We start from the raw sequence: 25,475 nt of genomic DNA, 5'->3' as shown, positions 1-25,475 counted from the left end.
GGTCAGAGTTCGACCCGAGGGTGCGGGGGTGTGATCGAGATGAACGGCAACGACGACGAGACGGCACCGGTGCTGATCGTCGGTGGCAGTCTGGTCGGGCTGTCCGCCGCGGTGTTCCTGGCCTGGCAGGGCGTTCCGGTCGTGGTGGTCGACAAGCACCGCGGCAGCTCCCCGCATCCGCGGGCGATCGGCTTCACCACGCGTACGGTGGAACACTTCCGGCAGGTCGGGCTCGAGGTGCCGCCGTCGCTACAGGGCATGAAGCCGCCGCGGCGGGCTCGGGTGGAGAGCCTGACCGGGACCTGGCTCGAGGAATACCCGTGGACGCCCGGCGGCAACGGCGCCTACGGCGCGGAAGACTCCCCGGTGCACGCGATCGCGGTCACCCAGGACCGGCTCGAACCCCTCCTGCGTGACCGATCGGTCGAACTGGGCGCCGACCTGCGCCCGGGCACCGAACTGCTCGGGTTCGTCCAGGACGCCCACGGCGTGACCGCCACCCTGCGCCGGCGCGACGACGGTCACGAGTACCGCCTGCACGCCCAGTACATGGTGGCCGCCGACGGTGCGACCAGCGCCGTGCGTGAGGCGTTGGGCATCGGCCGCCACGGGGCAGGCCCGCTGTCGGTGCAGCGCAGCATCCTGTTCCGCGCTCCCTTGGATGAATATCTGGAACACGGCGTGGTCCAGTTCGAGATCGAACAGCCCGACCTGAAGGCATTCCTGACCACCTATTCCGACGGCCGATGGGTGCTGATGCTCAGCGACGACATCGAACGCGACGTCGACGAACAGATCCAGGTGGTGCAGCAGGCGATCGGCCGCACCGACATCCCCATCGAACTGGTGACCACCGGCCGCTGGGAACTGGCCGGGCTGATCGCTGACCGCTTCTCCGACGGCCGGGTGCTGCTCGCCGGGGACGCCGCCCACCAATTGCCGCCCAACCGTGGCGGTTTCGGCGCCAACACCGGTATCGACGACGTGCACAACCTGGCCTGGAAACTGGCCGCCGTGCTGGCCGGTAGATCCGAGCCCCGACTGCTGGACACCTACGACGCCGAACGCCGGCCAATCGCGGACCTGCGCCACGACCAGCTCTTCGCCCGCGCCGACTACAAGGCCTACCTGGCCGCCCCCAGAACGGACGTGCCGGTGCTCGACGACGCGTCGATCGAACTCGGCCAGCTCTACCGCTCGGCCGCGGTCCTGGGCGCGGACGCCACCCTGCCGCCCGCGCAGCGACCCGACCAATGGGCCGGCCAACCCGGCACCCGGGCCCCGCACCTGTGGATCACCACCGACGGCGGGGAAAGCTCGACGCTGGATCTGTTCCGGCGCGACTGGGTGCTGCTGTCCGAAGACGACCGCTGGGCCGCTGCCGCGGTCCGCGCCACCGAGCAGCAGGATATCCCGGTCACGTTCGTACACCTGGGCACTGATGCGAAACCCGTGGAGTCCAACGCTTTCCGCACCGCCTACGGCGTCGAATCCACCGGGGCCACCCTGGTCCGCCCCGACGGATACATCGCCTGGCGCACCATCACCGCCCCGACCGATCCCACCCAGACACTCAACGCCGCGTTGAACGCCACCGCCATGCCCACCCACACCATCGAGACAACAGCAAGCGATGTCCGATCATGACCGACACCGCGCCGCCGTAGTTGATGCCCACCACGACGTAGTTCGGTCGGTTGGCGACCCGGCTCTCGCGGATCCTCACGTGGGTCGCGTCGACCTGTAACGCCGGATACCGCTCCACACACCGAAAGCACGACAGTCCCATCTCAGGCGCGTGCGAGGTCGATCGCCGTCCATGCCATCGCGGTGGCGCCGTCGAGTACGGCCTTGTCGGCGGCCTGGTTGATGCAGGCCGCAGTGAAGTCGGGTTGATGGTTCACGGCGGGCAGGCAGTCCAGCCCGAGCATCGGGTGGATGGTGGGAACGACATGGGAGACGTTACCCATGTCGGTCGCCGCACCGGCCGGGGAGCCGCCGGACAGGTCCGGGAAGACACGCCCGAGCACCTCGGCATTGGCCCGGTACATCTCCAACATGGCCGCGTCGGGACGCAGGTCGGCGTAGTCGAGGGAGATCGGTGTGGTGGTCAGTTCACATCCGGTACCCAGCGCGCCTGCCTCGAAGCAGTGCTGCACGCGTTGCTTGAGCCGGGAGAGCGATTCCAGTGTGGACGATCGGACGATCCACTCTCCGCGGCTCGCGTCGGGAATGATGTTGGCCGCGGTGCCGGCCTCCGTGACGATGCCGGCGATGCGGTCGTCCGGACCAGTCTGCTGACGCAGCAACCCGACCGCGACCTGCGCGAGGGTCATCGCATCGGCGGCGTTGACGCCGTACTGCGGATAGGCTCCCGCGTGCGCGGGTGTCCCGCGGTAGGCGATCTCGAACTGCGAGACGGCGAGCCCGGGCATCGCGGCCATTTCCACCGCGCCGGGATGGACCATCATTGCCGCGTCCATCCCCTCGAATGCTCCGCGTTCGAGCATGAGGACCTTGCCTCCGCCACCTTCCTCCGCCGGGGTACCGAGGACGGTCACCGTCAGCCCCAGGTCGTCGGCCAGCTTGGCGAGCGCCGCTCCGGCCCCGACCGCCGCGGCGGCGATGATGTTGTGGCCGCAGGCGTGGCCGATATCGGGGAGGGCGTCGTACTCGGCGCAGATCCCGATGTGCAGCGGACCTGTTCCGGCGGTCGCGTGGACAGCGGTGGGAAGGCCGTAGCAGCCGTGCTCCACCTCGAACCCGGCCACGGTCAGCGCCTCCGCCACCCACGCGCTCGCCTGCTCCTCCTCGAACGCGAGTTCCGGGTGGGCGTGGATGCGATGAGACAGCTCGATGAGCCGGTCGCGCCAGGCCTCGACCGTATCTGCGGCGTACTGCTTGGCGTCAGCGGTCATGTGTCCTCGGTCGGTGCAATGTGGACGGAAGTCGGGCGGGTGGCCGCGTCGTAGGCCGCTCGGGACCCGGTGGCGCCCATGCCGCTGTCGCCGGCCGGTTCGTACACCATCCCGGGACCGCCGCCCTGCCACTGGTTGACCCACACCACCCCGGCGGGGATACGGCGCGCGGCGACCATGTGCTCGGGGTCGGCGGTGTACACGGTGGCGGCAAGCCCGAATCGGGTCTTGGTCGCTTCCGCCAGGCCTTCCTCGAAGGAGGACACGACGACTACCGGGGCGAGGGGGCCGAAGGTCTCCTCGCTCATGACGAGCATGGAGTCGTCCACATCGGTGAGGACGGTGGCGGGGTAGAAGTAGCCCTGTCCGCCCGGTTCCTTCCCTCCGGTTCGGACGGTCGCGCCGCGTTCGACTGCGTCCGCGACGTGCCGTGCCACGATGTCGCGTTGCCGCCGGTCCACCAGCGGCCCCAGAACAGTGGCCTCGTCGCGCCCGTCTCCGAGGGTGTACGTTCCCGCGACGTCGACGAGGGCGTCGATGAACTCCTCGGCGATGTCGCGGTGGACGTAGATGCGTTCCATGGACGTGCAGATCTGGCCGGAGTTGGCGAACGCGCCGAACGCGACCGCCGCGGCGGTCGCGGCCGGGTCGACGCCCGCGTCGACGACGACGGGGTCCTTGCCGCCGAGTTCGAGGATCGAGCGGCGCAGCAGAGCTCCGCTCTCCCGGCCCACCGCCCGGCCCGCCTCGACCGAGCCGGTGAAGTGCACCAGCCCGATCCGCTCGTCGGCAACGAGCGGCACACCGGCCCGGGAGTCGCCATGCACGAGGTTGACCGTCCCGGGTGGCAGGTCGGCCAGCTCCAGCAACCGCGCCGCCGACATCGGCGACCGCTCGGAAGGCTTGAGCACGACGGTGTTACCCGCGGCGAGCAACGGGCCGAGCGCACCGAGCGTCATGGGCACCGGGAAGTTCCACGGCACGATGACGGCGGCGACGCCGAGCGGATGGCGCAGGAGCGTGGTGCTGCTCCCGTCCGGCCCGGCGACCGTCTTGTCGAACGGGTAGTCCAGGGCCTCGGCCACGGCCGTCTTGAACAGCTGCGCCGCCGCGCCGATGAAGCCGGTGCCGAGAGCGACGGGTTTGCCCATCTCGCGACACTCGACCTCTGCCAGCTCGGGTGCGTGCTCGGCGACGGCGTCCGCCCACTGCGTCAACCGCGCTACGCGCTCCGCCACAGGTAGTGCCGCCCAAGCGGGTTGTGCTTCGACGGCCGCTGCCACTGCCTGGCGGACGTCCTCGGGTGATCCGCTGGGGCACCGGGCCGTGACCTCCTCGGTGGCGGGGTCGATCACGTCGTGGAACGCCTCGCCGCGGGTGTCCCGCCAGCGTCCGCCGATCAGGTTCTGCAGGGTCTTCACCGGGATACTCCTTCGCCGGGTCGGCGGGTGGTCAGCCGAGCCGGTCGGCCATCAGTTCGCCGAGCATGATCGATGCCACGTTGGTGTTGGCCCGCGGCACGGACGGGAAAATCGATGCGTCGACCACGCGAAGCCCGTCGACGCCGCGCACGCGGCAGGACGGGTCGACCACCGCGGAGTCGTCGTCGGTCGCCCCCATCCGGCACGTGCTGGTGCCGTGCTGGGCGTCCACCGCGGTCGCCAACAGGTGGTCGTCGAGCTCGGCATCGTTGTCCAGCACCGCGAACAGATCGCTGTTGCTGTCCTCGACCGACCCGCCGACGACGGTCGCGGCCTCAGGGCCGCGAGCCAGCTCCACCAGGGCGCGGACACCGTCGCGCAGTCGCGCGAGGTCCCGGCCGTCCGACAGCATCCGCTCCCGGACTTCGGGCTGAGCCTGCGGGTCGGTGGAGGTCAGCGTCAGCACTCCGCGCGAGTGGTTGTGGTTCAGCCACACCCCGAAGCCGCCCATCGGGGACCGCGTGTCGGCGCTGGCCATGGACAGCACGTTCATGTTCAGTGACACCAACATCATGTCGTGAGGGGCCGCGCCGGGCGCGCCGCTGCTGTAGCGGACACAGACGTTGGTGTGGCGGTCGTCGTCGGTCTTGATCGCGGCCTCCGCGGTCAGCGGCAACCCGACGACCATCATCGGATGGTCCTGCATACCGCGGCCGACCGGGAGGTCCGCCAGAACCGGGAGGTCGAGGTGGTGCAGATCCGCCGCCGGGCCGATGCCCGAGCGCAGCAGAATCGCCGGGGAGTGGACCACACCGGCGCTGAGCACGATCTCGTCGGCGTACTCGGTCGTCGTCGTGCCGCCGGTGATCACGCGGACGCCGACAGCCCGGCCACCCTCGACGACGACCCGGTCGACCAGCGTGTCGCCGCGGACGGTGAGCCCGGCCAGTGACCGAACCGGTTCGAGGTAGCCGTCGTTGACCGTGACCCGGCGGCCGCCGCGCGAGTTGATCGGGTACGGCGAGACCCCGGCCGCACGGGGCGCGTTCACGTCCGGCGCCCAGGGGTGCCCGGCGGCCTGGGCGGCCGCTGACAGTGCGCCGTCCACCCCGCCCCACTTGTCCTGCGGCGTTCGGAATATCGGCGTCGGTCCGCCGCGCCCGTGGTAGGGCTCGTCCCCGAACTCCTCGTCGTCCTCGAGCTTCGCGAAGTAGGGCAGGACGTCCTCGGGTGACCAGCCGGTGCATCCGGCGGCGGCCCAGTCCTCGAAGTCCTCCATCGGCGGGCGGATGGCGATCTGCCCGTTGATCGACGAACTGCCGCCCGCACCCCGGCCGCGCCAGTACGGTGCCTGGGGCTGCTTGTCCGTCCGAGCCGAGTTCACGCCCTCCCAGACCAGGCCGGCCACGGCGGCGGGATCCATCAGCGCGCGGGCGGGGTTCGGCGACCGCCATGCCTCAGGCATCTGCGCCGTCCGGTAGTCGGGACCGGCTTCCAGGAGCAGCACGCGCTTGCCGCGCTCGGCGGAGCGAGCGGCGAGGGCCGCGCCCGCGGAGCCCGCTCCTACGACGATGATGTCCCAGCCCGGGTCTGTCACGGTGAACCTCCTGTGCTCGGATCAGGAGTACGGGCCGGGGATCTCCGGACCGTTGCTGGGCCGTATACTTCTCCCCAGATTAAGTTCAGTCAATAGTGAATTTTCATTTCTGATTGACCGATTGGAGTTCGGTGGTGTCCAGCCGTGTCGGCGACGATCCTCCCGACGATGCCGACTCCCTGATCGACGACTTCGGCCTGTACATCGGGCGCGCAATGGGCTGGCCGCCGATGGCCGGGCGCGCCGCGGGGGTGCTGATGCTCAGCGAGAGCCCCATGACGATGACGCAGCTCCAAGACGCTCTCCACGCGAGCAAGGGTTCGATGTCCGAGACGACGCGCCTGCTGGTGTTGAGCGGGACCGTCCGGCGTTTCAAGGAACCGGGGTCTCGTCACTACGTGTACGAGTGGCGCGACGATGCCTGGATCGGCTGTTTGCAGCACCAGATCGAGGGGACGACCGACCTGCTGGCGCTGGCGGAGAACGCGCAGGCGCGGGACGCGGCGTTACCCGAGCGCCAGCGCGCACGGCTGCGCGACATGCAGGAGTTCTACACCTTCATGGTGCAGCGCCTCGAAACACTCCTCGGCGAGTACAGGGCGCTCCGGGAGCACGACGACCCTGGCCATGAGGATGCTCGGGACCGCACCGCGGGCGGGGACGACGGAGAACCCGAGCGGTGAGGTCGACGCCGTTCCCGGGTTGACGCGAACTCAGCCGCCCGGCCGGTGGTTGGTGTCGTCCTCGAAGACGAGGAAGGTGCGGGTGCCGAGCACGCCGGGGATCGCTTGCAGTTGCTCGAGTACGACGCGGCGGAGTGCGTCGTTGTCGGCTGCTCTGATCAGGAGGATCACGTCGAACTCGCCGCCGGTCAACGCCATGTGGCGGACCTCGGGGATGGTGCGTAGCCGGTCCTTCAGATCGCGCCAGCTGTTCTGCCGGACGGTCAGGGTGACGTAGGCCGAGGTTGTCAGTCCGAGTTTCGCCGGGTCCACGGTGGCCGTGAATCCGGTGATGACGCCGTCCTGAACGAGCCGTTCGAGGCGTGTGTAGGCGTTGGCGCGGGAAATGGAGACGCGTTCGGCGAGTGCTCGGCCGGACAGGCGGCCGTCGGCTTGTAGTTCGGCGACGATGCGGCGGTCTGTGTCATCGATTGCGGTGTCCAATGGTCTCACTTCCCGGGCTGATGCCAGTGCATTGCTGTCCAATTGGCTTCTTTTGAACAAGCTACGCAGTCGATCATCTCAAGTTTGAACCGTGACGTAGTCAGCTGGACAGCGATCCTGCCACGCTCTCGATACGTTTGTCTCGCGGCGGAGGAGCGGAATGAGTAGCGACCAGCGTGACGCGGCGTCGGCCACGATGCGGGTTCTGGACGAAGCGGGCGATCTCGCCGACGGAGCTGACCGGCCGGATGCGGATGGACTGTTGGCGGGGTACCGGCAGCTCGTACACGGCCGCCGGCTCAACGAGCTGGCCGGTGCGCTCGTCCGGCAGGGCAGATTGGCCGTCTATCCGTCGTCGCGGGGCCAGGAGGCATGCCAGGTCGCTTGTGCCGCGGCACTGTCCGAAGGCGACTGGTTGTTCCCGACCTATCGGGACGCGGTCGCGATCGCCACGCGGGGTGTCGACCCGGTCGAGGTCCTGAGCATGCTGAAGGGCGACTGGCACTGCGGCTACGACGCGGCGCGGCATCGGGTTGCTCCGCAGGCCACCCCCTTGGCGACCCAGTTGCTGCACGCTGTGGGGGTGGCACATGCGGCGCGGCTCAAGGGTGAGGACACCGTTGTCATGGCGCTCTGCGGCGACGGGGCGACGAGCGAGGGCGACTTTCACGAGGCCTGCAACTTCGCGGCCGTGTTCGCCGCGCCGGTGGTGTTCTTCGTGCAGAACAACAAATATGCGATCTCCGTTCCGCTCGCACGCCAATCGGTGGCACCATCCTTGGCTTCGAAGGCTGTCGGTTACGGCATGCCGGGTGTTCGGGTCGACGGCAACGACCTCGCCGCACTGTCCACAGTGCTCGGTGACGCAGTCGAACGGGGGCGCAGGGGAGCGGGTCCGACCCTCGTGGAAGCCGACACCTACCGCGTGGAGGCACATACCAACGCCGACGACGCGACGCGCTACCGCACGGCCGACGAGGTGGACGAGTGGGCAGGGCGCGACCCGCTCACCCGAGTATCTGCCTACTTGCGCGGCGTGGGTGTGCTCGACGACGACATCGAGGCGGAGTTCACCACCGACGCCGACCGCATGGCCGCCCGGGTACGGGAGGGACTCGGTGTCGACGTCGCCCCGGATCCGGGTGAGCTGTTCGCGCACGTCTACGCCACCCCGACCCAGCAGCTCGTGCAGCAGCGGGCCGCGCTGCAGGCCGAGTTCGACGTCGAGGAGGCGCGATGACCGCAAAGATGACCATGGCGCAGGCGATCAACAGTGCGTTGCGAGATGCCATGACCGCGGACGAGTCGGTCGTGGTGTTCGGTGAGGATGTCGGTCCGCTGGGCGGTGTCTTCCGCGTGACGGAGGGGCTGACCCACGACTTCGGTGAGGACCGCTGTTTCGACACTCCGCTCGCCGAGTCGGGCATCGTGGGGATGGCCGCCGGGATGGCCATGAACGGCATGCGTCCGGTCGTCGAGATGCAATTCGATGCCTTCGCCTATCCGGCGTTCGAGCAGGTCGTCAGTCACGTCGCGAAGTTCGGCAACCGGACGCGGGGCAGGCTCAGGCTGCCGATGGTCATCCGGATTCCGTATGCGGGCGGGATCGGGGGCGTCGAGCACCATTGCGACTCGTCGGAGGCCTACTACGCCCATACCGCGGGTCTGACGGTCCTCGCCCCAGCCAACAACACCGATGCGTACGCGCTGCTGCGTGCCGCGATCGAGTCGCCCGACCCGGTCGTGTATCTGGAGCCGAAGCGTCACTACTTCAGCAACGAGGCGGTCGATCTCGCCGCGGCCGATTCGACGATCGGCCGCGCGGCCGTGGTGCGCAACGGCCGGGACGCCACCCTGATCGCGTACGGTCCGTCGGTTCCCATCGCGCTCGCCGCAGCGGAAGAAGCGGCCACCGAGGGACGTGACCTCGGCGTCGTCGATCTGCGGTCAATCGTGCCGTTCGACGACGACACCGTGTGCGAGCAGGTCAAGCACACGGGACGAGCCGTGGTCGTAGCCGAGGCGCCCGGCTTCGCGTCGGTCGCCTCGGAGATCGCGGCACGGGTGACGGAGCACTGCTTCCACTACCTGGAAGCGCCGGTCCGGCGGGTCACCGGCTTCGACATTCCGTACCCTGCGCCGAAGCTCGAGCATTTTCACCTGCCGGACACCGCGCGGATTCTCGATGCGGTCGACGAGCTTCAGTGGGAGGACGCGCTGTGAGCGAAGAAGTCTTCACCTTGCCTGACCTCGGTGAGGGATTGACCGAGGCGACGCTGCTGCAGTGGCTCGTGAAGGTGGGCGACGTCGTCGCTGTCGATGCTCCGGTGGCGGAGGTCGAGACGGCGAAGGCCTCGGTGGAGGTTCCCTCACCGTTCGAAGGCCGGATCACGCGGCTGCACGGCGACGAGGGCTCGACCGTGCAGGTCGGCCGGCCGCTGATCACGGTCGACGTGCCGCCGGCCACCGGCGACGTCGACTCGGCGGCAGCTGACCGGTACGTGGCGGAGGAGCGTGCCGGATCGGGCAATGTGCTCATCGGCTACGGCACCGGCGACGGCGCTGCACGGCGTCGCCGCACCGCGAAGAAACGTGAGCCTGCGCCGCAACCGACGGCTCTCGCCGACGCGAGCACGCCGTTGTCGACGGCCACAGCGGTCCCGCCGCGGCGACCCGTGCAATCGCCCATCGTGCGCAAGCTCGCTCGCGAGCGCGGCGTCGATCTGACCACGGTGACCGGCAGTGGTCCTGGCGGGCTGATCACCCGTGGCGACGTGGAGATGGTTGGACGGCCGCTCTCGCAGGCCGCGTCGCACGCCGAACACGTGGGCACCGGCACCGATGGCCGGACGGGACTTCCCATCCGCACTCGGGTGCCACTGACCGGGCTGCGTAGGGCCGTCGCAGCCACGTTGAGCCGGAGCCGCAGCGAGATCCCGGAAGCGACCACGTGGGTCGACGTGGACGTCACGGAGCTGCTCGAACTGCGCCGGACACTCGGCCATCCGGACCCGGCGCCGGGCATCCTCGCCATGGTGGCGCGCTTCGTCGTCGCAGGCCTGACCCGATTCCCGGAACTGAACTCGCGAGTGGACACCGCGCGGCAGGAGATCACCCACTTCGACGGGATCAATCTGGGGTTGGCCGCCCAGACCGACCGCGGACTGCTGGTCCCGGCCGTCCGTGACGCGCACCGCCTCGGCATGCGGGGACTCGACACCGAGATCCGGCGGCTCACGACAGCGGCCCGCGACGGCACGGTGCAGCCCGACGAGCTCACCACCAGCTCCTTCACACTGAACAATTACGGCGTGCTCGGCGTGGACGGCAGCGCGGCGATCATCAACCATCCCGAGGTCGCCATCCTCGGGATGGGGCGGATCATCCGCCGCCCGTGGGTCGTCGACGACGCGGTGGTACCGCGCAGCATCGTGCAACTGTCACTCGTCTTCGACCACCGAGTCTGCGACGGCGGCACCGCGGGCGGATTCCTCCGCTTCGTCGCGGACGCGATCGAATCACCGGTATCCGCAATGGCCGAGCTGTGAGCGCAAGCTCTGTGGCTACGGCACGGTCGTCGGCCGGCAGGCCGAAGAATCGTCCTTCGTCGGCTCGGTGTTCATCGTGACCGGATGTCCTCGTACATGCCGGTAACGGTGTCGGCGAACGCCGCTGCTGCCGCGCTGGCCAGGCCTCGCCACTGTTCGGGATGGCAGTAGCGGCGTTCGATCACGTTGCGGTGTTCCCTTCTGGAGACCGGGCCGCGGCTGGCGGCGTGTGCGCTGCTGCAGGGGCCGACTGGGTAGAGTTCGCCACGGTTCGTGACCTCATCGGCGCGAGCGATTCGGCGGTTCGCTTGGCCAACGCTCTCTCCGTCGGTAATCGTCGCCGGCGACGTCGAGACCAGTCAGCACAACGTCGACACCTTGCTCGAGGCCCTCTCGGCGACTGACATAGGTGTCGGCGCCGGGAATGGGAACGCTGGTATCCGCCCCCGTCCGGTGGGGTCAGGATCCGGTCGCGCCGCCACTGAACGTGAGCTCTGCGAGAGGTCGCTCTTCAAGGGTTTGCATGTTCCGCCTGATCAGGGCGTGGAGTCTTGCCGGATCCGTGCTTCCCTCGGCTATCCAGTCGCGGCGAGCCAGTCGCCAGGCGCTCAGCACACCCTCCAACGCCAACTCGATGACGTGCTGTGGTGCCTCCTGGAGGGAATCTCGGAGGATCGCGTGTAGTTGCTCGCGTGTCCGCGCGCATAACACCATCGCCGCCGCGTTCGCGGAAGGGCTGCTCTCGAGAAGCTGAGCCGCACCCCTGAATCGGTGCCGCCACGAGGTGTCGAGCCGCCCCAGAGCGATGTCGAAAGCACGCGAGAAGGCGGTCCCGAGTAGCTCAGTCGGGCCAACATCGCCGAGTGCGTCCAAGAGATTCCGAAAGAGCTCCTCTTCGGGGGCCACGACGGCGGCCTCCTTCGTGGGGAAGAAGCGGAAGAACGTCCTCGGTCCGATGTCTGCTTCGGCGGCGATCGCGGCGATCGTTGTCGCTTCGAGGCCGTCGTCGGTGCCCAGTCTGAGCACCGCGTCGATGATGCGGCCTCGTGTGCGGTGCTTCTTCGTCTCTCGGAGATTCGACGCGGGGTTGGCGGGGCTCATATCTCGCATTATGACACAGTGCGCCATGTGGCATACTGTGCCAGTATATCGGCATGCATGCTCTCGTGGCTGACCCCTCGGCGGTCGGTGGATTCTGCCTAGCCGATGTTCCACCTCCACGTCCCGGCGACTCAGAAGCGCTGGTCGAAGTCGCATTCGCATCGGTGAATCCGACCGATCTCCACCGCGCCGGGCACGCGCCGCCTGGAACGGTGCTCGGCTACGACGCCGCCGGGACGGTCGCGAGGGCTGCGGCGGACGGATCGGGTCCAGCGGTGGGTACTCGGGTGACCGGGCTGGCGATGAGTGGCACATGGGCCGAATTCGCCGCCATACCGACCAGTCAGCTCGCAGTCGTGCCAGACGGGATGGACACGGACGCTGCTGCGACGCTGCCTCTGGCCGGAGTCTCGGCATTGCGGGCCCTCCGCGCCGTGGGCCCACTCCTCGGCCGGCGGCTCCTGATCACCGGAGCAACGGGAGCGGTGGGAGGCTTTGCCGTACAACTCGCCGCCGTCGCCGGGGCCTCGGAGATTATCGCGACCGCTCGGAACCCGGTAGCGTTTCCGCGGTTGCGTGAACTCGGCGCGACCGTCGCGGTAGATAGCGTCACTGCCGAGCTCGGGCTCGTGCACGGCGTCGTTGACAACGTCGGAGGGCCCGCTCTGGCCCAGGCCTTCCGGCTGACGGCGGCCGGCGGAACGGTGGTCTCTGTAGGTCGAGCCAGCGGACAGGACACTGTCCTTGCCGCCGATGACCTCCTGGGCGACTGGGGACGCTCGGGTCGTACCGTCCGGACGTTCTTCTTGCCCGAGGAAGGCACCGAGCTCGGCAGTGACATCAGCTTCCTGCTCGGGCTCGCGAACCAGGGCCGGCTGCACCCGACTATCGACCACCGAGAAGAGTTGCGGGGCGACTTAGCGACTCTGCGCAGTGGGCAATGGCGGGGCAAGGCGATACTCCGGATTCACGTGCGTTGACTGCGCCTGATCGAACATCGTTGACCCGCGCCTGGACGCTGTCCGGCTATGCGTGTGAACCTTTCCGCAGGATGCGTTTGTTCCCACCGGGGTATCGCGTACAAGCGAACCACCACCGTTCTGAACACACCGTCCTCCGAGGTTCTCACCCGGCGGGGAGGAACGCGTCGAGCTCGGCTGCGGTCGGTGCCGTCGCCGGGCCCGAGCGAAGCACCGACAACGCTGCTGCCGCATTGGCCCGCCGCGCCGCTTCCCGGAGTGTCGCCCCGTCGAGCAACATGGCCGCCAGCACGCCGCAATGGGCGTCGCCCGCTCCGTTCGTATCGACCGGCGATACCGGGAAACCGTCGACCCGCTCGACCGATCCTCCCGTCGCCACCAGGCAGCCCCCCGCTCCGTCGCGCACCACGACTGCCGACGACGGACGCAGCCGGTCGATGAGGACAGCCGCAGCCTCGCCCAGCTCATCGGTGCCGGCCAAGCCGCGCGCCTCGCGGGCGTTCGTACTGAGAATGTCCACCCGCGACAGCGTCGAATCGAGGACCTCCCGCGGAATCCGGGACGCCAGGGGACCGGGATCCAACAGCACCGCCGCACCCGTCACGGACGGCAACCATGCCTCCAGCGCCCTCCTGTTGGGGCCGTGGAGCAGGCTGTACCCGCTCACGTACACCACATCACCCGCGCCCGCCTCGACGTCGGCCAGCCGCTCTGCCGTCAACCCGGCTTCTGCGCCGCTGCCCGTCACGAAGGTGCGCTCACCCGTGTCGTCGACGAGTGCGACACACACGCCGGTGTCGCTCTCGTCGCTCGGCGGGCACGCCACGGTGACGCCCTCTTCGTGCAACGACGTCCGCACGCGGTCGCCGAACTGCCCGGCGCCGTGCGCACCGGCGTACACGACCTGCGCTCCCGACCTGGCCGCGGCGGCCATCACATTGAAACCGCCGCCCGGCAACAACGCCGTCTCCGAGGCCAACACGTCACCACCCGGATCGGGCAACGAGTCCACTCGCATCACCAGGTCCAGGATGACCTGGCCGGTGTGCACCAACCGGCCCGTCACTGCGCGCGCTCCTGCTCCCGCGCGTGCGAGCGGGGACCGCCGAAGGCGGCATACAACCCACCGGCCACGACGAACGCGATGATCCAACCCAAACCGTTACGTCCCAGCCAACTGTCGGCCCACACACCGCTGAACCACATATCGCCCGCCGGGCCCGCGACGATGAACTGGTAACCGACCACGATCGCCACCGCCCACGCGCCGAGAGCGCGCGGCTCGACACCACCGCGGTACCAATACGAACTCGACCGGCTCAGATCCATCAACCCGGTCGCGTCGTACCGGGTGCGCCGCAGCATGTCGACCAGGAACACGCCGACCCAGGCCGTCGTCGGAATCGCCAGCAGGTTGATGAACGCGATGAACGGCGTGTAGAAGCTGTCGGCGATCAACATGAAGTAGATCGCACCGAGCGTTGTCACGACCACGTCGAGAACCACCGCATACACCCGCTTCGTGCGGATGCCCAACGTCAACGTGGTCAACCCCGCCGAGTACACCGACAGGTGGTTCGACAACAACAGCCCGCCGAACGCGGCGATCAGATACGGAACGGCCATCCACGGCGGCAGCATGTCGCGGATCGCGGCCACCGGATCGCCCGCCTCGGCCAACGTGGGATCGCCCGCGGACAGCAGACTGCCCAACGAGATCAGCAGTACCAGCGGAATTCCCGCCCCCGCAGCCGCGGACGCCACGAGCGACCCCGCGCGCACCGACGGCCGCTGGTAACGCGACATGTCCGCCGAGGCGTTCGCCCAGCCGATACCCGTGCCCGCCGCGATGGTCCCGACACCGGCGATCATCGCGCCGACGGACGCGGGCTGCGCTGCACCGACCGCGGCCCAGTCCACTGTGGCGATGAGGTTCACGGCCACGACGACGTTCAACGCACCGAAGATCCACGTCGACCACCGCTGCACCGCGACGAGCACCCGGTGGCCCAGACCTGACACGACCACTGTGGCCAGGACGAACACCCCGATGCACACGAGAGTCAACGCCGGCGCGCTCTTCGCGCCTGCGTCCGTGCCGAACACGATGGCGCACAACGACAACAGCGCGAACGCCGCCGTCGTCGTGTTCACCGTCTCCCAGCCGAGCCGCGAGATCAACGACACCAGCGTCGGCCCGGCGTTGCCCCGGACACCGAACACCGCGCGCGACAACGTCAATCCCGGCGCACCGCCCCTTCGACCGGCGATCGAGATGACACCGACGATCGCGAACGAACCGACCGCCCCGAGAATCGCCACGAGAACGGCCTGCCAGAACGCGAGATGCTGAATCGCCACCAGCGTCGCCCCGAGTGGCAACCCCAGGATCGAGATGTTCGCGGCGAACCAGACCCAGAACAACTGCATCGGATGACCGGTGCGTTCGCCCTCGGGAACGGGCTCGATTCCCCGCGTCTCGAGGACACCCTCACCGGGCTCGTCGACACCGGTGTCGGTCGCAGTGCTCACGGCAGCCTCCTTGCTGTGTGCGCTCAGCTGTTGCGCAGTTCGAGAAGTCCCTCGACGACACCGCCGAGGTCGAGATCGTTGACCTTCCGCACGTCGGCGGTGAGATCGGCGGGCAGTCCCGAGGCTCCGTGCCGGGCACCGAGGATCGCTCCGCAGATGGCGGCCACCGTGTCGGTGTCCCCACCGAGTCCGGCAGCCAGCGTCAAGGCATCCAGTGGCCGGTCACCCAGGGCCTCGGCGAGCGCGAACGCGGCCACGACCGACTCCTGCGCGGCCACCGACGTGCCGATCACCTCCGCGATCGCCGACGGGAGTGCCGCAGTGTCCAGTTCCCGCACCCACGCGCGGGCCCACCGGATCCGTGGTGCGATCTCGCCGCCTGCCGCCCACGGCGCCCGGGAAGCCCCCTCGGCGGCCGCGCGTTCCGCGTGGTTCATCGCCGAGCCGAGGTCCGCGCCGTCGATCCCGGCCGAGACCGCGGCAGCGACGGCCGCGGCCGCCGAGATGCCGAGGCTGGTGTTGTGCGTCAGCCTGCTCGCGTCGGCGACCGCGACCAAGAGCCGATCGAGGTCGGGTTTCGTGGCGATGGCGACCGGCGTGATCCGCATCGCCGCACCGTTGGTCGTACCCGTCCGGCCCGTCTCTTCCGGAGAAACACCGGACTCCAGCAGTTCGAGTGCCCGCTTCGTCGACGGTCCGAGCAGGTCTGCGAGGTTTCGGCGGATCATGTCCGCTTCCCAGTCGAGCAACGCCCGGGCGAACGTGCGCGGCTCTATCCGGCCACGACCCTCGACGAGAAGTCGTGCGACCAGGACCGCCTGCTCGGTGTCGTCGGTGACCGTGCCTGCGGGCAGACCGGGGGAGATGGGCTGGTGTTCGACGGCGTCGAGCAGCCCTTCGACTCGTCCGTAGTGGGTCGCGATGGACTCGCGCGACATCGACTGGGTCGGCATGCCGAGTGCGTCACCGAGTGCGAGACCTTCGAAGGCACCGACTGCGCGGTCACGGACGTCGCCGCCGATCATGCGGTGCCGAACGTCAGGTGGAACTGGAAACGAGCCGGGTCGAGCAGACTGATGACGTGCTCGACGAGTCCGCCTGCGGAGTCGGTGCTGGTCCGCGCCGCACGGAGGAACAGCTCGCCCTCGCGTCGCTCGAGCAGTTCGGCCGTGTGCGCGGTCAGTGACTCGGTGCCGATCCACTGTTCCCCGCGTGCTGGAGACAGTCCCGCCGCGGTGAGGGTCGCGGTGAGGGAGTCGTCGACGAGCCCGCGCCGCGGCAGCTCGGCGAGCGTGCCGATGGCGGGGACCAGCGCCACCTCGTAGGACACCGGGCCCGCGGCCCGATCGCGTCGCAGTCGGCGGACCGCGATGAAGTCCTCGACCCCGAAACGGGCACTCAACTCGGGGTCGGTCGCTTTCTCGATGTCGAGCAGTTCCGCCCGGATGTCGAAACCCGACCGCGTGAGCGCGGTCGCCCAGCCGACGGCCTGGTCCAGCTGGACGCCGTCGAACGTCACGAAGGACCCGACCCCTGTCTGGGTGGCGATGAGTTCGCGGCGCTGGAGTTCGGACAGTGCGCTGCGCACCGTTCCGCGGCTGACCTCGAACCGCTCCGCGAGTTCGTGCTCCGCGGGCAGCTGCTGGCCACGGGTCAGCACCCCCGCATGGATCTGCCGGGCGAGTTCGTGCACCAGCCGGTCCCGCTTGCTGAATCTCGTCGGACGATCCTGATCAGTCCTGTTCATACCTGTACATTAGGTGGCCCGTGGCGTGCGCACAAGTCCCGCGGGGATGGCCCGAGCCGGCGCCGTCGGCTGTCGCACCGTCGTTCCGGACTCCAGTCGAGGGGGGGGGGAGGCGGTCACGAGTCGATCTCTCGCGGTCCGCCGGCACGGCGCTGCCCCGGAGTCGTCGACCGGCTCCGTTGATCAGCTCCGTGGGCGGCAAGGACTCGGCTGACGCCATCACGGGCGCGTCCTCGCGGAACCGGACGTCGCGACTCGCTTCGGTGCAGGCGCATTGACAGGCAACTCGCGCTGCTCGTAGATTGTCGACAGTCGCCATTCGACAGCGTGGTTGGGAGTGGGCGTGGAACCGAAGTTTGTGTCCTTCGACATGAACGGCACCCTGATCGATTTCCGTATCAACGACGTGATTCGGCGGGTGCTCGGCGACCGGTTGCCAGCCGACGTCGCCCCGGAATTCCTTCGAGTCGGCAACGCCTACCGGATCGACGAGTGCATGGGCGAGTGGAAGTCGTTCCAGTACGTCGTGGGCAGTGCGTTGGAGCGTACGGCACGGCGGTTCGGCGTGGAGTGCGACGAGCACGACGCCAAGGCGGTGTACGACGAGATTCCGACGTGGCGTCCGTACCCCGGCGTCACCGAGGCGCTCAACCGCCTGGCACAAAGCCATTCGCTCGTCATCGTGTCCAACACGGACGATGCGCATGCGCCGCGACTCGTGGAGAACCTCGGCGCGCCGTTCGACGTGGTGATCACTGCCGAGCAGATGGGCGTCTACAAACCCCGACTCGGCGCGTTCGACTACATGCTGGACCGGCTAGGGGTGGCGCCCGACGAGATCGTGCACGTCTCGTCGAGTCCGAAGTACGACCTCCGCCCCGCCGACGACATCGGCATCACGAACAAGGTGTACCTGGACCGGGGTCGTGAGCCGGCCCAGCCGTGGCTCGGCTACGAACGGATCGACGACATCGCCGACCTGCCTGATCTGCTCGCCAGTCCGCGGTGTTGACCCCATGCCGAACTCCCGGCCGTAGGATGCGATGTGCATAGGCTGCAGCGAGCGCTCGACGCGGTCGTCGAGCGCGTCGACACACCGGTCCCGATCGTGCTGGCCGACGTCGTCCAGGACAACATCGACCGGATGCAGGAGTTCGCCTCCCAGCGCGGCCTCGGCCTCCGCCCGCACGTGAAGACCCACAAATGCGTGGAGATCGGGAGACGGCAGATCGAGGCAGGCGCCTCCGGGATCACCGCGGGAAACGTGGGTGAGGCAGAGGTATTCGCCAGGGCAGGGTTCGACGACATCTTCATTGCGTATCCGGTGTGGCCCGCCGGTACCAAGCGGGACCGTATCCGCCGACTCGCCGAGAGCACCCGACTGCGCGTCGGTGTCGACAACGTCGCGGCCGTCGAGGCGTTGGCCGACGCCATGGGCGACGAACCGGAACGGCTGCAGCTCGTGGTCGAGGTCGACTGCGGTGCGCGACGGTCCGGCACGCCGCCCGAGGCCGCAGGCGAGGTGGCGGTCGTCGCCCGGGACCGCGGACTGGTGCCGGTGGGAGTCTTCACGTACCCGGGCCACGGCTCGTCCCGGGACGCCAGGGAGAGCGCGGCGGCCGACCAGCGGAATGCGCTGTCGGAGGCGGTTCGCTCGCTCGCGCGGACCGGCCTCGACGTCGAGGTGGTCAGCGCGGGGTCGACGCCGACGGTCGAGTTCTCGACCGGCGATCCGATCACCGAGGTCCGCCCCGGCGAGTACGTCTTCTGCGACCTCGACAACACGCGGATCGGCGCGTGCGCCGAGGAGCAGGTGGCGCTCTTCGTCGCTGCCACCGTCGTGAGCAACTGGGTTCCCGATCAGGCGATCATCGATGCGGGTACCAAGGCGCTGGGACGGGAGGGCAACCGCGACAAGGGGTACGGCCGCGTCGCCGGGACCGGCGCCGTCCTGGCCAAACTCAACGAATACCACGGGTTCGTGGCCCTGCCACCCGACGCTGCGCAGCCCGAGACCGGCAAGGTCGTGCCGGTGGTGCCCAACCACGTATGTCCGGTGGTCACCAACTTCGAGGAGTTCATCGTCACCGACAGCGAGGGCGCAACACTGCAGCGGTGGCCGGTCGATGCCCGCGGCTTCCTGAACTGAGCGTACCGGTGTGCGTTCGGTGGCGGTGGCGCGGAACAAGGCGAAGGAGGGTTCAGCATGAGACTCGACAATCTCAGGATCGTGGTCACCGGGGCGAGTAGCGGAATCGGGGAAGCGATCACCGAACGCTGCCGCTCCGAGGGGGCGCGTCTGTTCCTGACCGGTCGACGGGAAGATGTCGACCACCCCGCAGACGGGTACGTGCCGGGCGACCTCAACGACGAGTCGTTCGTCGATGACCTCGCCCACCGAGCTGCCGAAGCAATGGGCGGGGTCGACGTCGTCGTTCTCAATCACGGGCTGCAATCCGGCGGCCCGCTCACGGAGACGACCCATGCCGAGGCGAAGAACGTGCTCGACAGCAATCTGCTGAGCGCGTTCTTGATGATGAAGCATTTCGCGCCTGTGATGCCCGACGCCGGAGGGTCCTTCGTATGCGTGGGTTCGCGGCTGGGAACAGTCGCCACACCCGGGCAGACGTTGTACTCCGCGGCCAAGGGCGGCCTCATCATGCTCGCCAAGGGAGCAGCGATCGAATGGGCGTCGCGGAACATCCGGGTCAATGTCGTCGCACCGGGGTTGACGGCGACCCCGACGATCGAAGCGTCGTTCCGGCGCCGGCCCGACCCGGAGGCCTACCGGCGTGAGCGCGCGAGCCAGATTCCGCTGCAACGCCTCGCCACGCCGAAGGAGGTCGCCGATTCCGTCGTCTTCCTCGCGTCACCCGAATCGAGCTACATCACCGGTGCAGTACTTCCCGTGGACGGCGGATACACCGCCTTCTGAACCGCTGAACCGCTGAACCGCTGAACCGCTGAGCCGAAAAGCACGGAGCCGCAGAGGCACGGAGCCGCAGAAGCACTGAACCGTAGAACCGCAGACCGCTGAAGCACCGAAACGCTGAACGGCGTGCCCGCGCGGTCGCCGGGGCGTTGTCGCACCGGCGCCGGCGGGCACGCGTGGTCGATCAGCGCGACGCGAAACGGTCCGGCGAGGCGAATCCCGCTTCCGGGTGCGGCGCGGTGTCGAGCGCTTGTTCCGCTGCAACCCGCCCGAACGCCGCGGCCATTTTGAAGCCCGCCCCGGAGAAGCCGGTCGCGAGGAATGTTCGCGAGCTTCCCGGCGCCGGCCCTACCAGCGGAGCACGGTCGGTGGTGTAGAGGTCCGGGTAGCTGTCGGAGCGGACGATCTCGGGTACGACGCCCGAGAAGAAGTCGCCGACGGTTCTGCGCGATTCCTCGGTTTCGGCGTGGGTCAGCGTGCGGTCCACCGTGGACGCATGGTCCGCGGGCTGTGATCGTCCGTCGAGGGTCGCCTTGATCGTGGAACCGTCGAGCGACGGCGTGCCGTACAGGGATTGGTCGCCGGAGATGCGCACAAAGATCGGGAATCGGTCCGGAGTGAACTGTGCGGGGTCTTGCACCGGGAACCAGGTGAGATAAATCCGCGCCGGATACAGGTGCGGGCGCAGGCTGCTCGGCAGCAGCTCACCGCTCCAACCGCCACCGGCGATGATGACCCGCTCGAACGTCCAGCTGCGCTCACCGTCGGACAGTTCGACGCCGTCGCCGAACTCGCGGATCGAGTTCACCCGGCAGTTGCGCAGAACCTCCGCACCACGGTCCTGCGCCGTTCGTACCGCCGCGAGAACAGCGGTGTCCGTACGGAGAAAGCCGGCGTACGGGTCGAACACCGCGATGTCGTCGTCGTACAAGGTGTGCTGGGGGTAGCGCTCCGCCACCTGGGTGCGGGTGAGCAGCTCGTGCGTGGCCCCGCACCTACGTATCGACCTCAACAGTGCGGGAATGTAGGCCCCGTTCGTATCGCCGATCGACAGGCCGCCGTGCTGGTGGAGGACCGAATCGCCGGAGTCCTTCTCGAGCTCCCGCCACAGGTTGTGGGCATCGGTGAGCAGGGGGTAGTACGGATGTGGGTCGCGGTAGGTCATGCGGAACAGCCTGGTGTCGCCGCCGACCGCGCTGCGCGGATGTGCTGGGGCCGCGGCCTCGAATCCCACGACCGACGACGAGAGCCGACTCGCCTGCCACAACACCATGCTGCCGACCGAGCCGAGCCCGACGACGGCGATCTGTGCGTCCATCGTCGTCACAGCACCTTCTCCAGGAATTGCTGGGTACGCTGTTCCCGGGGATTCGACAGTACTTCCCGTGCGTCGCCGTACTCGACCGTGCGGCCGGCGCACATGAACATCAGGCTGTCGGCCACCTCACGGGCGAATCCCATCTCGTGTGTGGCGACCAGCATCGTCATGCCTTTCTCGGCGAGTTGTTGCATGACCCCGAGTACTTCGCCGACGAGCTCGGGATCGAGCGCACTGGTCGGCTCGTCGAACAGCATGACGCTCGGATCCATGGCGAGTGCCCGCGCGATGGCCACGCGCTGCTGCTGGCCGCCGCTCAGGGCCGACGGGTAGTGGTTCTCGTGCCCGTCGAGGCCGACCTGCGCAAGCAGCGACCGTGCCTGCTCGGCCGCTGCTTGCTTCCTGACGCGTTTGACGAGCACGAGTCCCGACATCACGTTGTTCAGCGCGGTCATATTGGGAAACAGGTTGAAGTGCTGGAACACCATTCCGATCTGCGTCCGCTGGGCCGCCACCTGCTTCTTGCTCAGCGGGCGGTATTGCGTGTCCGTCTCCTCGTAGCCGAGGTCTTCCCCGTTGACTCGGAGGATGCCGGAATCGACCTTCTCGAGTCCGTTGACGCAACGCAGCAACGTCGACTTCCCCGAACCGCTCGGTCCGATGAGGCAGCAGATCTCGCCGGACTCGATGTCGAGGTCGACGTCCTGCAGCACGGTGCGATGGCCGAAGGACTTGACAAGCTGCCGTCCGTACACGGTGCCGTGGCCGTCCGCGGTGGCGACCTGCGATGGTTCCGAGGTCGGTTGCTGTCGTGTCGCGGGCTCGTTCATCGTCCCTCCTCTGCGCCGGCCAAGGCCGGATCGAGTGGCACCGGCGTCCCTGCGCGGGTACCTTTCGAGTAGTGCTTCTCGATCAACGACTGGGGGTATCCGAGGGCGAGCGTCATGAGCAGATACCACAACGCAGCCACAATGAGCAGTGGAATCGTCTCGTAGGTACGCGAATAGATGAGCTGAACGCTTTGCAGCAGGTCCGCGACGCCGAGGACGCTCACCAGTGAGGTCTCCTTGAACTGACCGATCAACTGGTTACCGGTCGCGGGAATAACGGTCGGCATCGACTGTGGAATGATGACTTTACGCAGCTTCGTCCACTCGCTCATGCCGAGCGCATCGGCGGATTCGAGCTGCCCCTTGGGGACCGAGTTGAAGCCGCCGCGTACGATCTCCGCCATATATGCCGCTTGGTTCAGCGTGAGTCCGACGGTTGCCGCCACGATCGGCGTCATCAACGCGTTGACGTCAACCTCGCTCCCGATGTCGGTGAACGGAATTCCGATGCTGATGTCGGGGTACAACGCCGCAACGTTGAACCAGAAGATCAATTGTACGAGTACCGGGGTGCCTCGGAAGAACGATATATAGGAACCCGCGAGGACTCGCACGGGCATTACCGGGGACGAGCGGAGTACCGCGATGAGGATGCCGAGCACGGTGCCGAGGAACATCGTGACGAACGTCAGCATGATCGTCAGCAGCACGCCGTCGATCACCGTTTCGGCGGTGAAGTACTCCGCAACGACGTCCCATTCGTAACGTGGATTCGTCACCAGAGAGTACGCAATTGCGAGGAACACAAGTACGCACAGCACCCACATCACGTGTTCGATGGTGCTCCGTCGTCGAACACGTGGCTTTTGCGTCGCGTCCATGGGCTACACCGATCGTCAGTTCAGGATGGTGGATTTAGGGATCGTTCCCGATTCGAGCCCCCAGCGGCCGAGTGCTTCCTCGTACTTGTCGCTGTCGATCAGCGACTGCATCGCGGCGTGCATCGCCTTCGTCAACGGCGAGTTCTTTTCCAGGCCGAACGTGACGACGTCGGTCCCGGTCTCCTTCTGGTACTGCTTGTCTTGCATTTCGAACTGCTCGGGCTGTTGCTTGGCAGCCCAGGCGAGCGACGGGGTGTCGTAGAAGACCGCTTCCATCCGGCCGGACGACAACTGGGTCAACGCCTCCTGCACATTCGGCAGCACGACCGAGTCGATCGGCTTCTCGCCCGCCTTCCGGCAGTCGGCCTCCAGCTTCGGGAGGTATTTCTCCGCCTGGGTGGTGCCCTTCATGACAGCCACGGTGTGCCCGCACAGGCTCGTGGGTTCTTCGAAGGTCAGGCCCTCCGGATTGTCCACCGGCGTGGCCAACGAGGAGCCCGAGTTCCAGTACGTGACCAGGTCGAGCACTTTGAGTCGCTCGGGGGTCGGCGTCATGTTCGTCGTCGTGAAGTCGTATCGACCACCCTGGATTCCGGGGATGATCGTGTCGAACGAGACGTCCTTGATCTGGACTTCGAGGCCCAGCTTGGCGCCGAGCAGTCGCGCGATGTCGACGTTGTAGCCGATCGGCGACTTGTCCTCTGCGGAAAGAAACGACGTCGGTGGATAGCTGAGGTCCATGGCGACCGTGAGCTCGCCGTCCTTCTTCACCTCGGCGGGGAGCAACTTGACCGCAGCCGGGTCCGCCTCGACCCCTTTCGTGATGTCTCTTTCCTGTTCGGCGGTCGTGCTGCCGTCTGCGGAGCCGCCGTCGGAACACCCCGTCATCGACAGCGCGAACAGGGCGCCGGCCAGAGCCGCGGTCAAGGATGTGGAAATCTTCATTGATTCTCCTGTTGGCCGTTCGTCCAGGCGGACGGTGATGGTGCGTCCGCGGGCCCTTCGCCGTGCTTGCTCTCGGTCAGGTTGCGAGCGGCACTGCTCAAGTGAGACCGGATGACCTCTCTCATGCGTGCCGAGTCACCGGCTTCCAACGCAGCGGTGAACTCCATGTGGTCGTGCATCAGCTCTTCGCCGGAGGGCCGCGCGATCTCCAGCCAGTGGATACACGTGAGCGCCTCGCTGAAGAGGATCGCGTAGGCATCGCTGAGCCGGGAGTTGCGTGCCCCATCGACCAGAGCTCGATGGAACGTCAGGTCCGCGCTGGAAACCTTCTGGAAGTCGCCGGACTGCAACGCCCGTTCCAGCTCATCGAGACAACCACGCAGTTCGGTCAGTACCTCGGCGATGCGGTCCGCTCCCGAGTCGATGATGCTTTGCGCGGCGAACGTCTCGATGGCGCAGCGCGCATCGTAGATCTCCGTGATGTCGGCATCGGTGAACCGGGCGACCCACACGCCCCGGTTGCGACTGGCGACCAGGAGTCGCTCCCGGACCAGCCGCTGCAGGGCTTCGCGGACAGGTGATCGGGAGACGCCCAGTTGGTTCGCGAGCGCAACCTCGCTGAGCTGTTGGCCGGGTTCCAACGCTCCGTCGACGATGAGTTGGCGCAGGTCGTCGGCGATGCGCTCCGGTACGGACTTCATCTCCAACGAGTTCAGGCTCGAGATGCGGTTCACGGTGTGGGCTCCTCACGGACTGAGATTTCCGAGACTGTAATCCGCATCACGTACGCAGTCAACAGTCGGGTGCACATTGTCGACAACCGACAACTTGTCCTCTAGTGTCATGGAACACAACCGCATCGCCACATTCGTGAACGGAGACGTGATGACCGACTTCTCGCCGAAGTACATCTCATTCGACTGCTACGGCACCTTGATCAACTGGCAGATCACGCCGGTGACCCGCGAGCTCGTCGGCGACCAGCTGAGCGAGAACGATTGGCCGGAGTTCCTGCGTCAGTTCGGCAAGTACCGCCTCGACCAGGTGTGCGGCACCTACTACCCCTACCGGCAGGTGCTGGAGGACGCCTTCACCCGGGTGTGCAAGAGGTGGGGTATCGAAGCCGCCCCGGATGCCGGGCAGCGACTCGGGGATGCCGTGTTGAGCTGGGGGCCGCACGCCGACGTGCCCGCCCCGCTCGCCGCGATGGCCCAACACTTCCCGCTGGTCATCCTGTCGAACGCCGACGACGCATTCCTCGACGTGTCGGCGCCGAAGCTCGGTGCGCCGTTCCATGCCGTCTACACGGCGGAGCAGGCCGGTGTGTACAAGCCGCGTTATCAGGCGTTCGAGTACATGTTGGACACGCTGAACGCGTCGCCGTCGGACTTCGTGCACGTCACGTCGCACACCCGATACGACATCATGCCCGCCCACGATCTCGGCTTCGACAACCTCGTGTTCCTCGACCGTGGGTTCGACCCGCTCGTCCCCGCGTACGGCTACACGAAGGTCGACTCGCTCGACGAGCTCAACAAGCTACTCGGCATCGCATAGGC

General features: G+C 67.7%; 24 protein-coding genes. 10 read left to right on the top strand and 14 right to left on the bottom strand.

All coding sequences use genetic code 11. The annotated features are described in order from the left end of the window. Positions 1-39 precede the first annotated feature (39 nt). Complete coding sequence (locus tag LY12_RS21640) at positions 40-1,647, top strand: FAD-dependent monooxygenase (protein ID WP_253859351.1); 1,608 nt, start codon at positions 40-42, stop codon at positions 1,645-1,647. A gap of 143 nt (positions 1,648-1,790) precedes the next feature. On the opposite strand, the gene LY12_RS21635 is transcribed toward LY12_RS21640, so the two are convergent. From LY12_RS21635 to LY12_RS26150, 3 genes are read right to left on the bottom strand one after another with little or no spacing between them, the layout of a single operon-like run. Continuing rightward, entirely contained in the window at positions 1,791-2,918 is a 1,128-nt protein-coding gene (locus LY12_RS21635) for a M20 family metallopeptidase (protein WP_253859238.1), read from the bottom strand. Beyond that, positions 2,915-4,339 carry an aldehyde dehydrogenase family protein gene (locus LY12_RS21630; protein WP_253859237.1) on the bottom strand — a complete coding sequence of 475 codons (1,425 nt, stop codon included), beginning with the start codon at positions 4,337-4,339 and terminating at the stop codon, positions 2,915-2,917. The genes LY12_RS21635 and LY12_RS21630 overlap by 4 nt, the downstream gene beginning before the upstream one ends. A gap of 31 nt (positions 4,340-4,370) precedes the next feature. Continuing rightward, positions 4,371-5,936 carry a GMC family oxidoreductase gene (locus tag LY12_RS26150; protein WP_253859236.1) on the bottom strand — a complete coding sequence of 522 codons (1,566 nt, stop codon included), beginning with the start codon at positions 5,934-5,936 and terminating at the stop codon, positions 4,371-4,373. A 113-nt stretch (positions 5,937-6,049) separates the two neighbouring features. Between LY12_RS26150 and LY12_RS21620 the strand changes: the two genes are divergently transcribed. Beyond that, positions 6,050-6,619, top strand: a complete 570-nt coding sequence (locus LY12_RS21620) for a GbsR/MarR family transcriptional regulator (RefSeq protein ID WP_253859235.1) — start codon at positions 6,050-6,052, stop codon at positions 6,617-6,619. A 30-nt stretch (positions 6,620-6,649) separates the two neighbouring features. Here LY12_RS21620 and LY12_RS21615 read toward each other — a convergent pair whose 3' ends face one another. Beyond that, positions 6,650-7,102, bottom strand: coding sequence for an Lrp/AsnC family transcriptional regulator (locus LY12_RS21615; RefSeq protein ID WP_253859234.1), 453 nt, complete (start codon positions 7,100-7,102; stop codon positions 6,650-6,652). 160 nt (positions 7,103-7,262) lie between these two features. Between LY12_RS21615 and LY12_RS21610 the strand changes: the two genes are divergently transcribed. Genes LY12_RS21610 through LY12_RS21600 form a run of 3 tightly spaced genes read left to right on the top strand, consistent with a single transcriptional unit; the run spans position 7,263 to position 10,650 of the window. Beyond that, positions 7,263-8,342: a thiamine pyrophosphate-dependent enzyme gene (locus LY12_RS21610; RefSeq protein WP_372493594.1), complete on the top strand. Its 1,080-nt coding sequence runs from the start codon at positions 7,263-7,265 to the stop codon at positions 8,340-8,342. Next, positions 8,339-9,325, top strand: coding sequence for an alpha-ketoacid dehydrogenase subunit beta (locus LY12_RS21605; RefSeq protein ID WP_253859233.1), 987 nt, complete (start codon positions 8,339-8,341; stop codon positions 9,323-9,325). Before LY12_RS21610 ends, LY12_RS21605 begins: the two co-directional genes overlap by 4 nt. Continuing rightward, positions 9,322-10,650: a dihydrolipoamide acetyltransferase family protein gene (locus LY12_RS21600; protein ID WP_253859232.1), complete on the top strand. Its 1,329-nt coding sequence runs from the start codon at positions 9,322-9,324 to the stop codon at positions 10,648-10,650. Before LY12_RS21605 ends, LY12_RS21600 begins: the two co-directional genes overlap by 4 nt. Before the next feature lie 459 nt (positions 10,651-11,109). Here LY12_RS21600 and LY12_RS21595 read toward each other — a convergent pair whose 3' ends face one another. Beyond that, positions 11,110-11,751 (bottom strand): TetR family transcriptional regulator, encoded by a 642-nt coding sequence (locus tag LY12_RS21595; protein WP_253859231.1) that lies wholly within the window; start codon positions 11,749-11,751, stop codon positions 11,110-11,112. A 53-nt stretch (positions 11,752-11,804) separates the two neighbouring features. Between LY12_RS21595 and LY12_RS21590 the strand changes: the two genes are divergently transcribed. After that, positions 11,805-12,731, top strand: coding sequence for a zinc-binding dehydrogenase (locus LY12_RS21590; RefSeq protein ID WP_372493593.1), 927 nt, complete (start codon positions 11,805-11,807; stop codon positions 12,729-12,731). Positions 12,732-12,876: 145 nt separating this feature from the next. Here LY12_RS21590 and LY12_RS21585 read toward each other — a convergent pair whose 3' ends face one another. From LY12_RS21585 to LY12_RS21570, 4 genes are read right to left on the bottom strand one after another with little or no spacing between them, the layout of a single operon-like run. Continuing rightward, positions 12,877-13,797, bottom strand: a complete 921-nt coding sequence (locus LY12_RS21585) for a PfkB family carbohydrate kinase (protein WP_253859229.1) — start codon at positions 13,795-13,797, stop codon at positions 12,877-12,879. Further along, entirely contained in the window at positions 13,794-15,263 is a 1,470-nt protein-coding gene (locus LY12_RS21580; protein ID WP_253859228.1) for a purine-cytosine permease family protein, read from the bottom strand. Before LY12_RS21580 ends, LY12_RS21585 begins: the two co-directional genes overlap by 4 nt. 23 nt (positions 15,264-15,286) lie before the next feature. Then, entirely contained in the window at positions 15,287-16,288 is a 1,002-nt protein-coding gene (locus LY12_RS21575) for an ADP-ribosylglycohydrolase family protein (RefSeq protein ID WP_253859227.1), read from the bottom strand. Next, the gene (locus LY12_RS21570; protein ID WP_253859226.1) at positions 16,285-17,010 is read right to left on the bottom strand and encodes a GntR family transcriptional regulator; all 726 of its coding nucleotides are present in this window, start codon (positions 17,008-17,010) and stop codon (positions 16,285-16,287) included. The genes LY12_RS21575 and LY12_RS21570 overlap by 4 nt, the downstream gene beginning before the upstream one ends. A 343-nt stretch (positions 17,011-17,353) precedes the next feature. Between LY12_RS21570 and LY12_RS21565 the strand changes: the two genes are divergently transcribed. Genes LY12_RS21565 through LY12_RS21555 form a run of 3 tightly spaced genes read left to right on the top strand, consistent with a single transcriptional unit; the run spans position 17,354 to position 19,945 of the window. Then, a complete protein-coding gene (locus LY12_RS21565; protein WP_253859225.1) occupies positions 17,354-18,022 on the top strand; it encodes a haloacid dehalogenase type II in 669 nt (222 codons plus the stop codon). A gap of 33 nt (positions 18,023-18,055) precedes the next feature. After that, on the top strand, positions 18,056-19,159 hold the full coding sequence (locus LY12_RS21560) for an alanine racemase (protein WP_253859224.1): 1,104 nt from the start codon (positions 18,056-18,058) through the stop codon (positions 19,157-19,159). Positions 19,160-19,216: 57 nt separating this feature from the next. Further along, positions 19,217-19,945, top strand: a complete 729-nt coding sequence (locus tag LY12_RS21555) for an SDR family NAD(P)-dependent oxidoreductase (protein WP_253859223.1) — start codon at positions 19,217-19,219, stop codon at positions 19,943-19,945. A gap of 181 nt (positions 19,946-20,126) precedes the next feature. Here LY12_RS21555 and LY12_RS21550 read toward each other — a convergent pair whose 3' ends face one another. From LY12_RS21550 to LY12_RS21530, 5 genes are all read right to left on the bottom strand, one after another. Continuing rightward, positions 20,127-21,260, bottom strand: coding sequence for an FAD-dependent oxidoreductase (locus LY12_RS21550; protein ID WP_253859222.1), 1,134 nt, complete (start codon positions 21,258-21,260; stop codon positions 20,127-20,129). Between the two features lie 5 nt (positions 21,261-21,265). Further along, a complete protein-coding gene (locus LY12_RS21545) occupies positions 21,266-22,090 on the bottom strand; it encodes an amino acid ABC transporter ATP-binding protein (protein WP_253859221.1) in 825 nt (274 codons plus the stop codon). Further along, on the bottom strand, positions 22,087-22,917 hold the full coding sequence (locus LY12_RS21540) for an amino acid ABC transporter permease (protein ID WP_253859348.1): 831 nt from the start codon (positions 22,915-22,917) through the stop codon (positions 22,087-22,089). Before LY12_RS21540 ends, LY12_RS21545 begins: the two co-directional genes overlap by 4 nt. A gap of 69 nt (positions 22,918-22,986) precedes the next feature. Next, positions 22,987-23,916: an ABC transporter substrate-binding protein gene (locus LY12_RS21535; protein WP_253859220.1), complete on the bottom strand. Its 930-nt coding sequence runs from the start codon at positions 23,914-23,916 to the stop codon at positions 22,987-22,989. After that, the gene (locus tag LY12_RS21530) at positions 23,913-24,650 is read right to left on the bottom strand and encodes a GntR family transcriptional regulator (protein ID WP_253859219.1); all 738 of its coding nucleotides are present in this window, start codon (positions 24,648-24,650) and stop codon (positions 23,913-23,915) included. The genes LY12_RS21535 and LY12_RS21530 overlap by 4 nt, the downstream gene beginning before the upstream one ends. A 109-nt stretch (positions 24,651-24,759) precedes the next feature. Here LY12_RS21530 and LY12_RS21525 point away from each other — a divergent pair, with 109 nt between their 5' ends. Further along, positions 24,760-25,473 carry a haloacid dehalogenase type II gene (locus LY12_RS21525; protein WP_253859218.1) on the top strand — a complete coding sequence of 238 codons (714 nt, stop codon included), beginning with the start codon at positions 24,760-24,762 and terminating at the stop codon, positions 25,471-25,473. Positions 25,474-25,475: the final 2 nt, after the last annotated feature.

It is taken from the genome of Prauserella alba, assembly GCF_024171735.1.
Lineage (GTDB): Bacteria > Actinomycetota > Actinomycetes > Mycobacteriales > Pseudonocardiaceae > Prauserella > Prauserella alba.
Note: the sequence above shows the minus strand (reverse complement) of the source record. Positions and strands in the feature narration are given on the sequence as shown.

Coding starts and splice junctions, on each gene's coding strand:
- LY12_RS21555 (WP_253859223.1), top strand. CDS start 19,217: ATGAGACTCGACAATCTCAGGATCGTGGTCACCGGGGCGAGTAGCGGA.
- LY12_RS21570 (WP_253859226.1), bottom strand. CDS start 17,010: ATGAACAGGACTGATCAGGATCGTCCGACGAGATTCAGCAAGCGGGAC.
- LY12_RS21575 (WP_253859227.1), bottom strand. CDS start 16,288: ATGATCGGCGGCGACGTCCGTGACCGCGCAGTCGGTGCCTTCGAAGGT.
- LY12_RS21590 (WP_372493593.1), top strand. CDS start 11,805: ATGCATGCTCTCGTGGCTGACCCCTCGGCGGTCGGTGGATTCTGCCTA.
- LY12_RS21595 (WP_253859231.1), bottom strand. CDS start 11,751: ATGAGCCCCGCCAACCCCGCGTCGAATCTCCGAGAGACGAAGAAGCAC.
- LY12_RS21605 (WP_253859233.1), top strand. CDS start 8,339: ATGACCGCAAAGATGACCATGGCGCAGGCGATCAACAGTGCGTTGCGA.
- LY12_RS21545 (WP_253859221.1), bottom strand. CDS start 22,090: ATGAACGAGCCCGCGACACGACAGCAACCGACCTCGGAACCATCGCAG.
- LY12_RS21525 (WP_253859218.1), top strand. CDS start 24,760: ATGGAACACAACCGCATCGCCACATTCGTGAACGGAGACGTGATGACC.
- LY12_RS21640 (WP_253859351.1), top strand. CDS start 40: ATGAACGGCAACGACGACGAGACGGCACCGGTGCTGATCGTCGGTGGC.
- LY12_RS21635 (WP_253859238.1), bottom strand. CDS start 2,918: ATGACCGCTGACGCCAAGCAGTACGCCGCAGATACGGTCGAGGCCTGG.
- LY12_RS21540 (WP_253859348.1), bottom strand. CDS start 22,917: ATGTGGGTGCTGTGCGTACTTGTGTTCCTCGCAATTGCGTACTCTCTG.
- LY12_RS21610 (WP_372493594.1), top strand. CDS start 7,263: ATGAGTAGCGACCAGCGTGACGCGGCGTCGGCCACGATGCGGGTTCTG.
- LY12_RS21550 (WP_253859222.1), bottom strand. CDS start 21,260: ATGGACGCACAGATCGCCGTCGTCGGGCTCGGCTCGGTCGGCAGCATG.
- LY12_RS21535 (WP_253859220.1), bottom strand. CDS start 23,916: ATGAAGATTTCCACATCCTTGACCGCGGCTCTGGCCGGCGCCCTGTTC.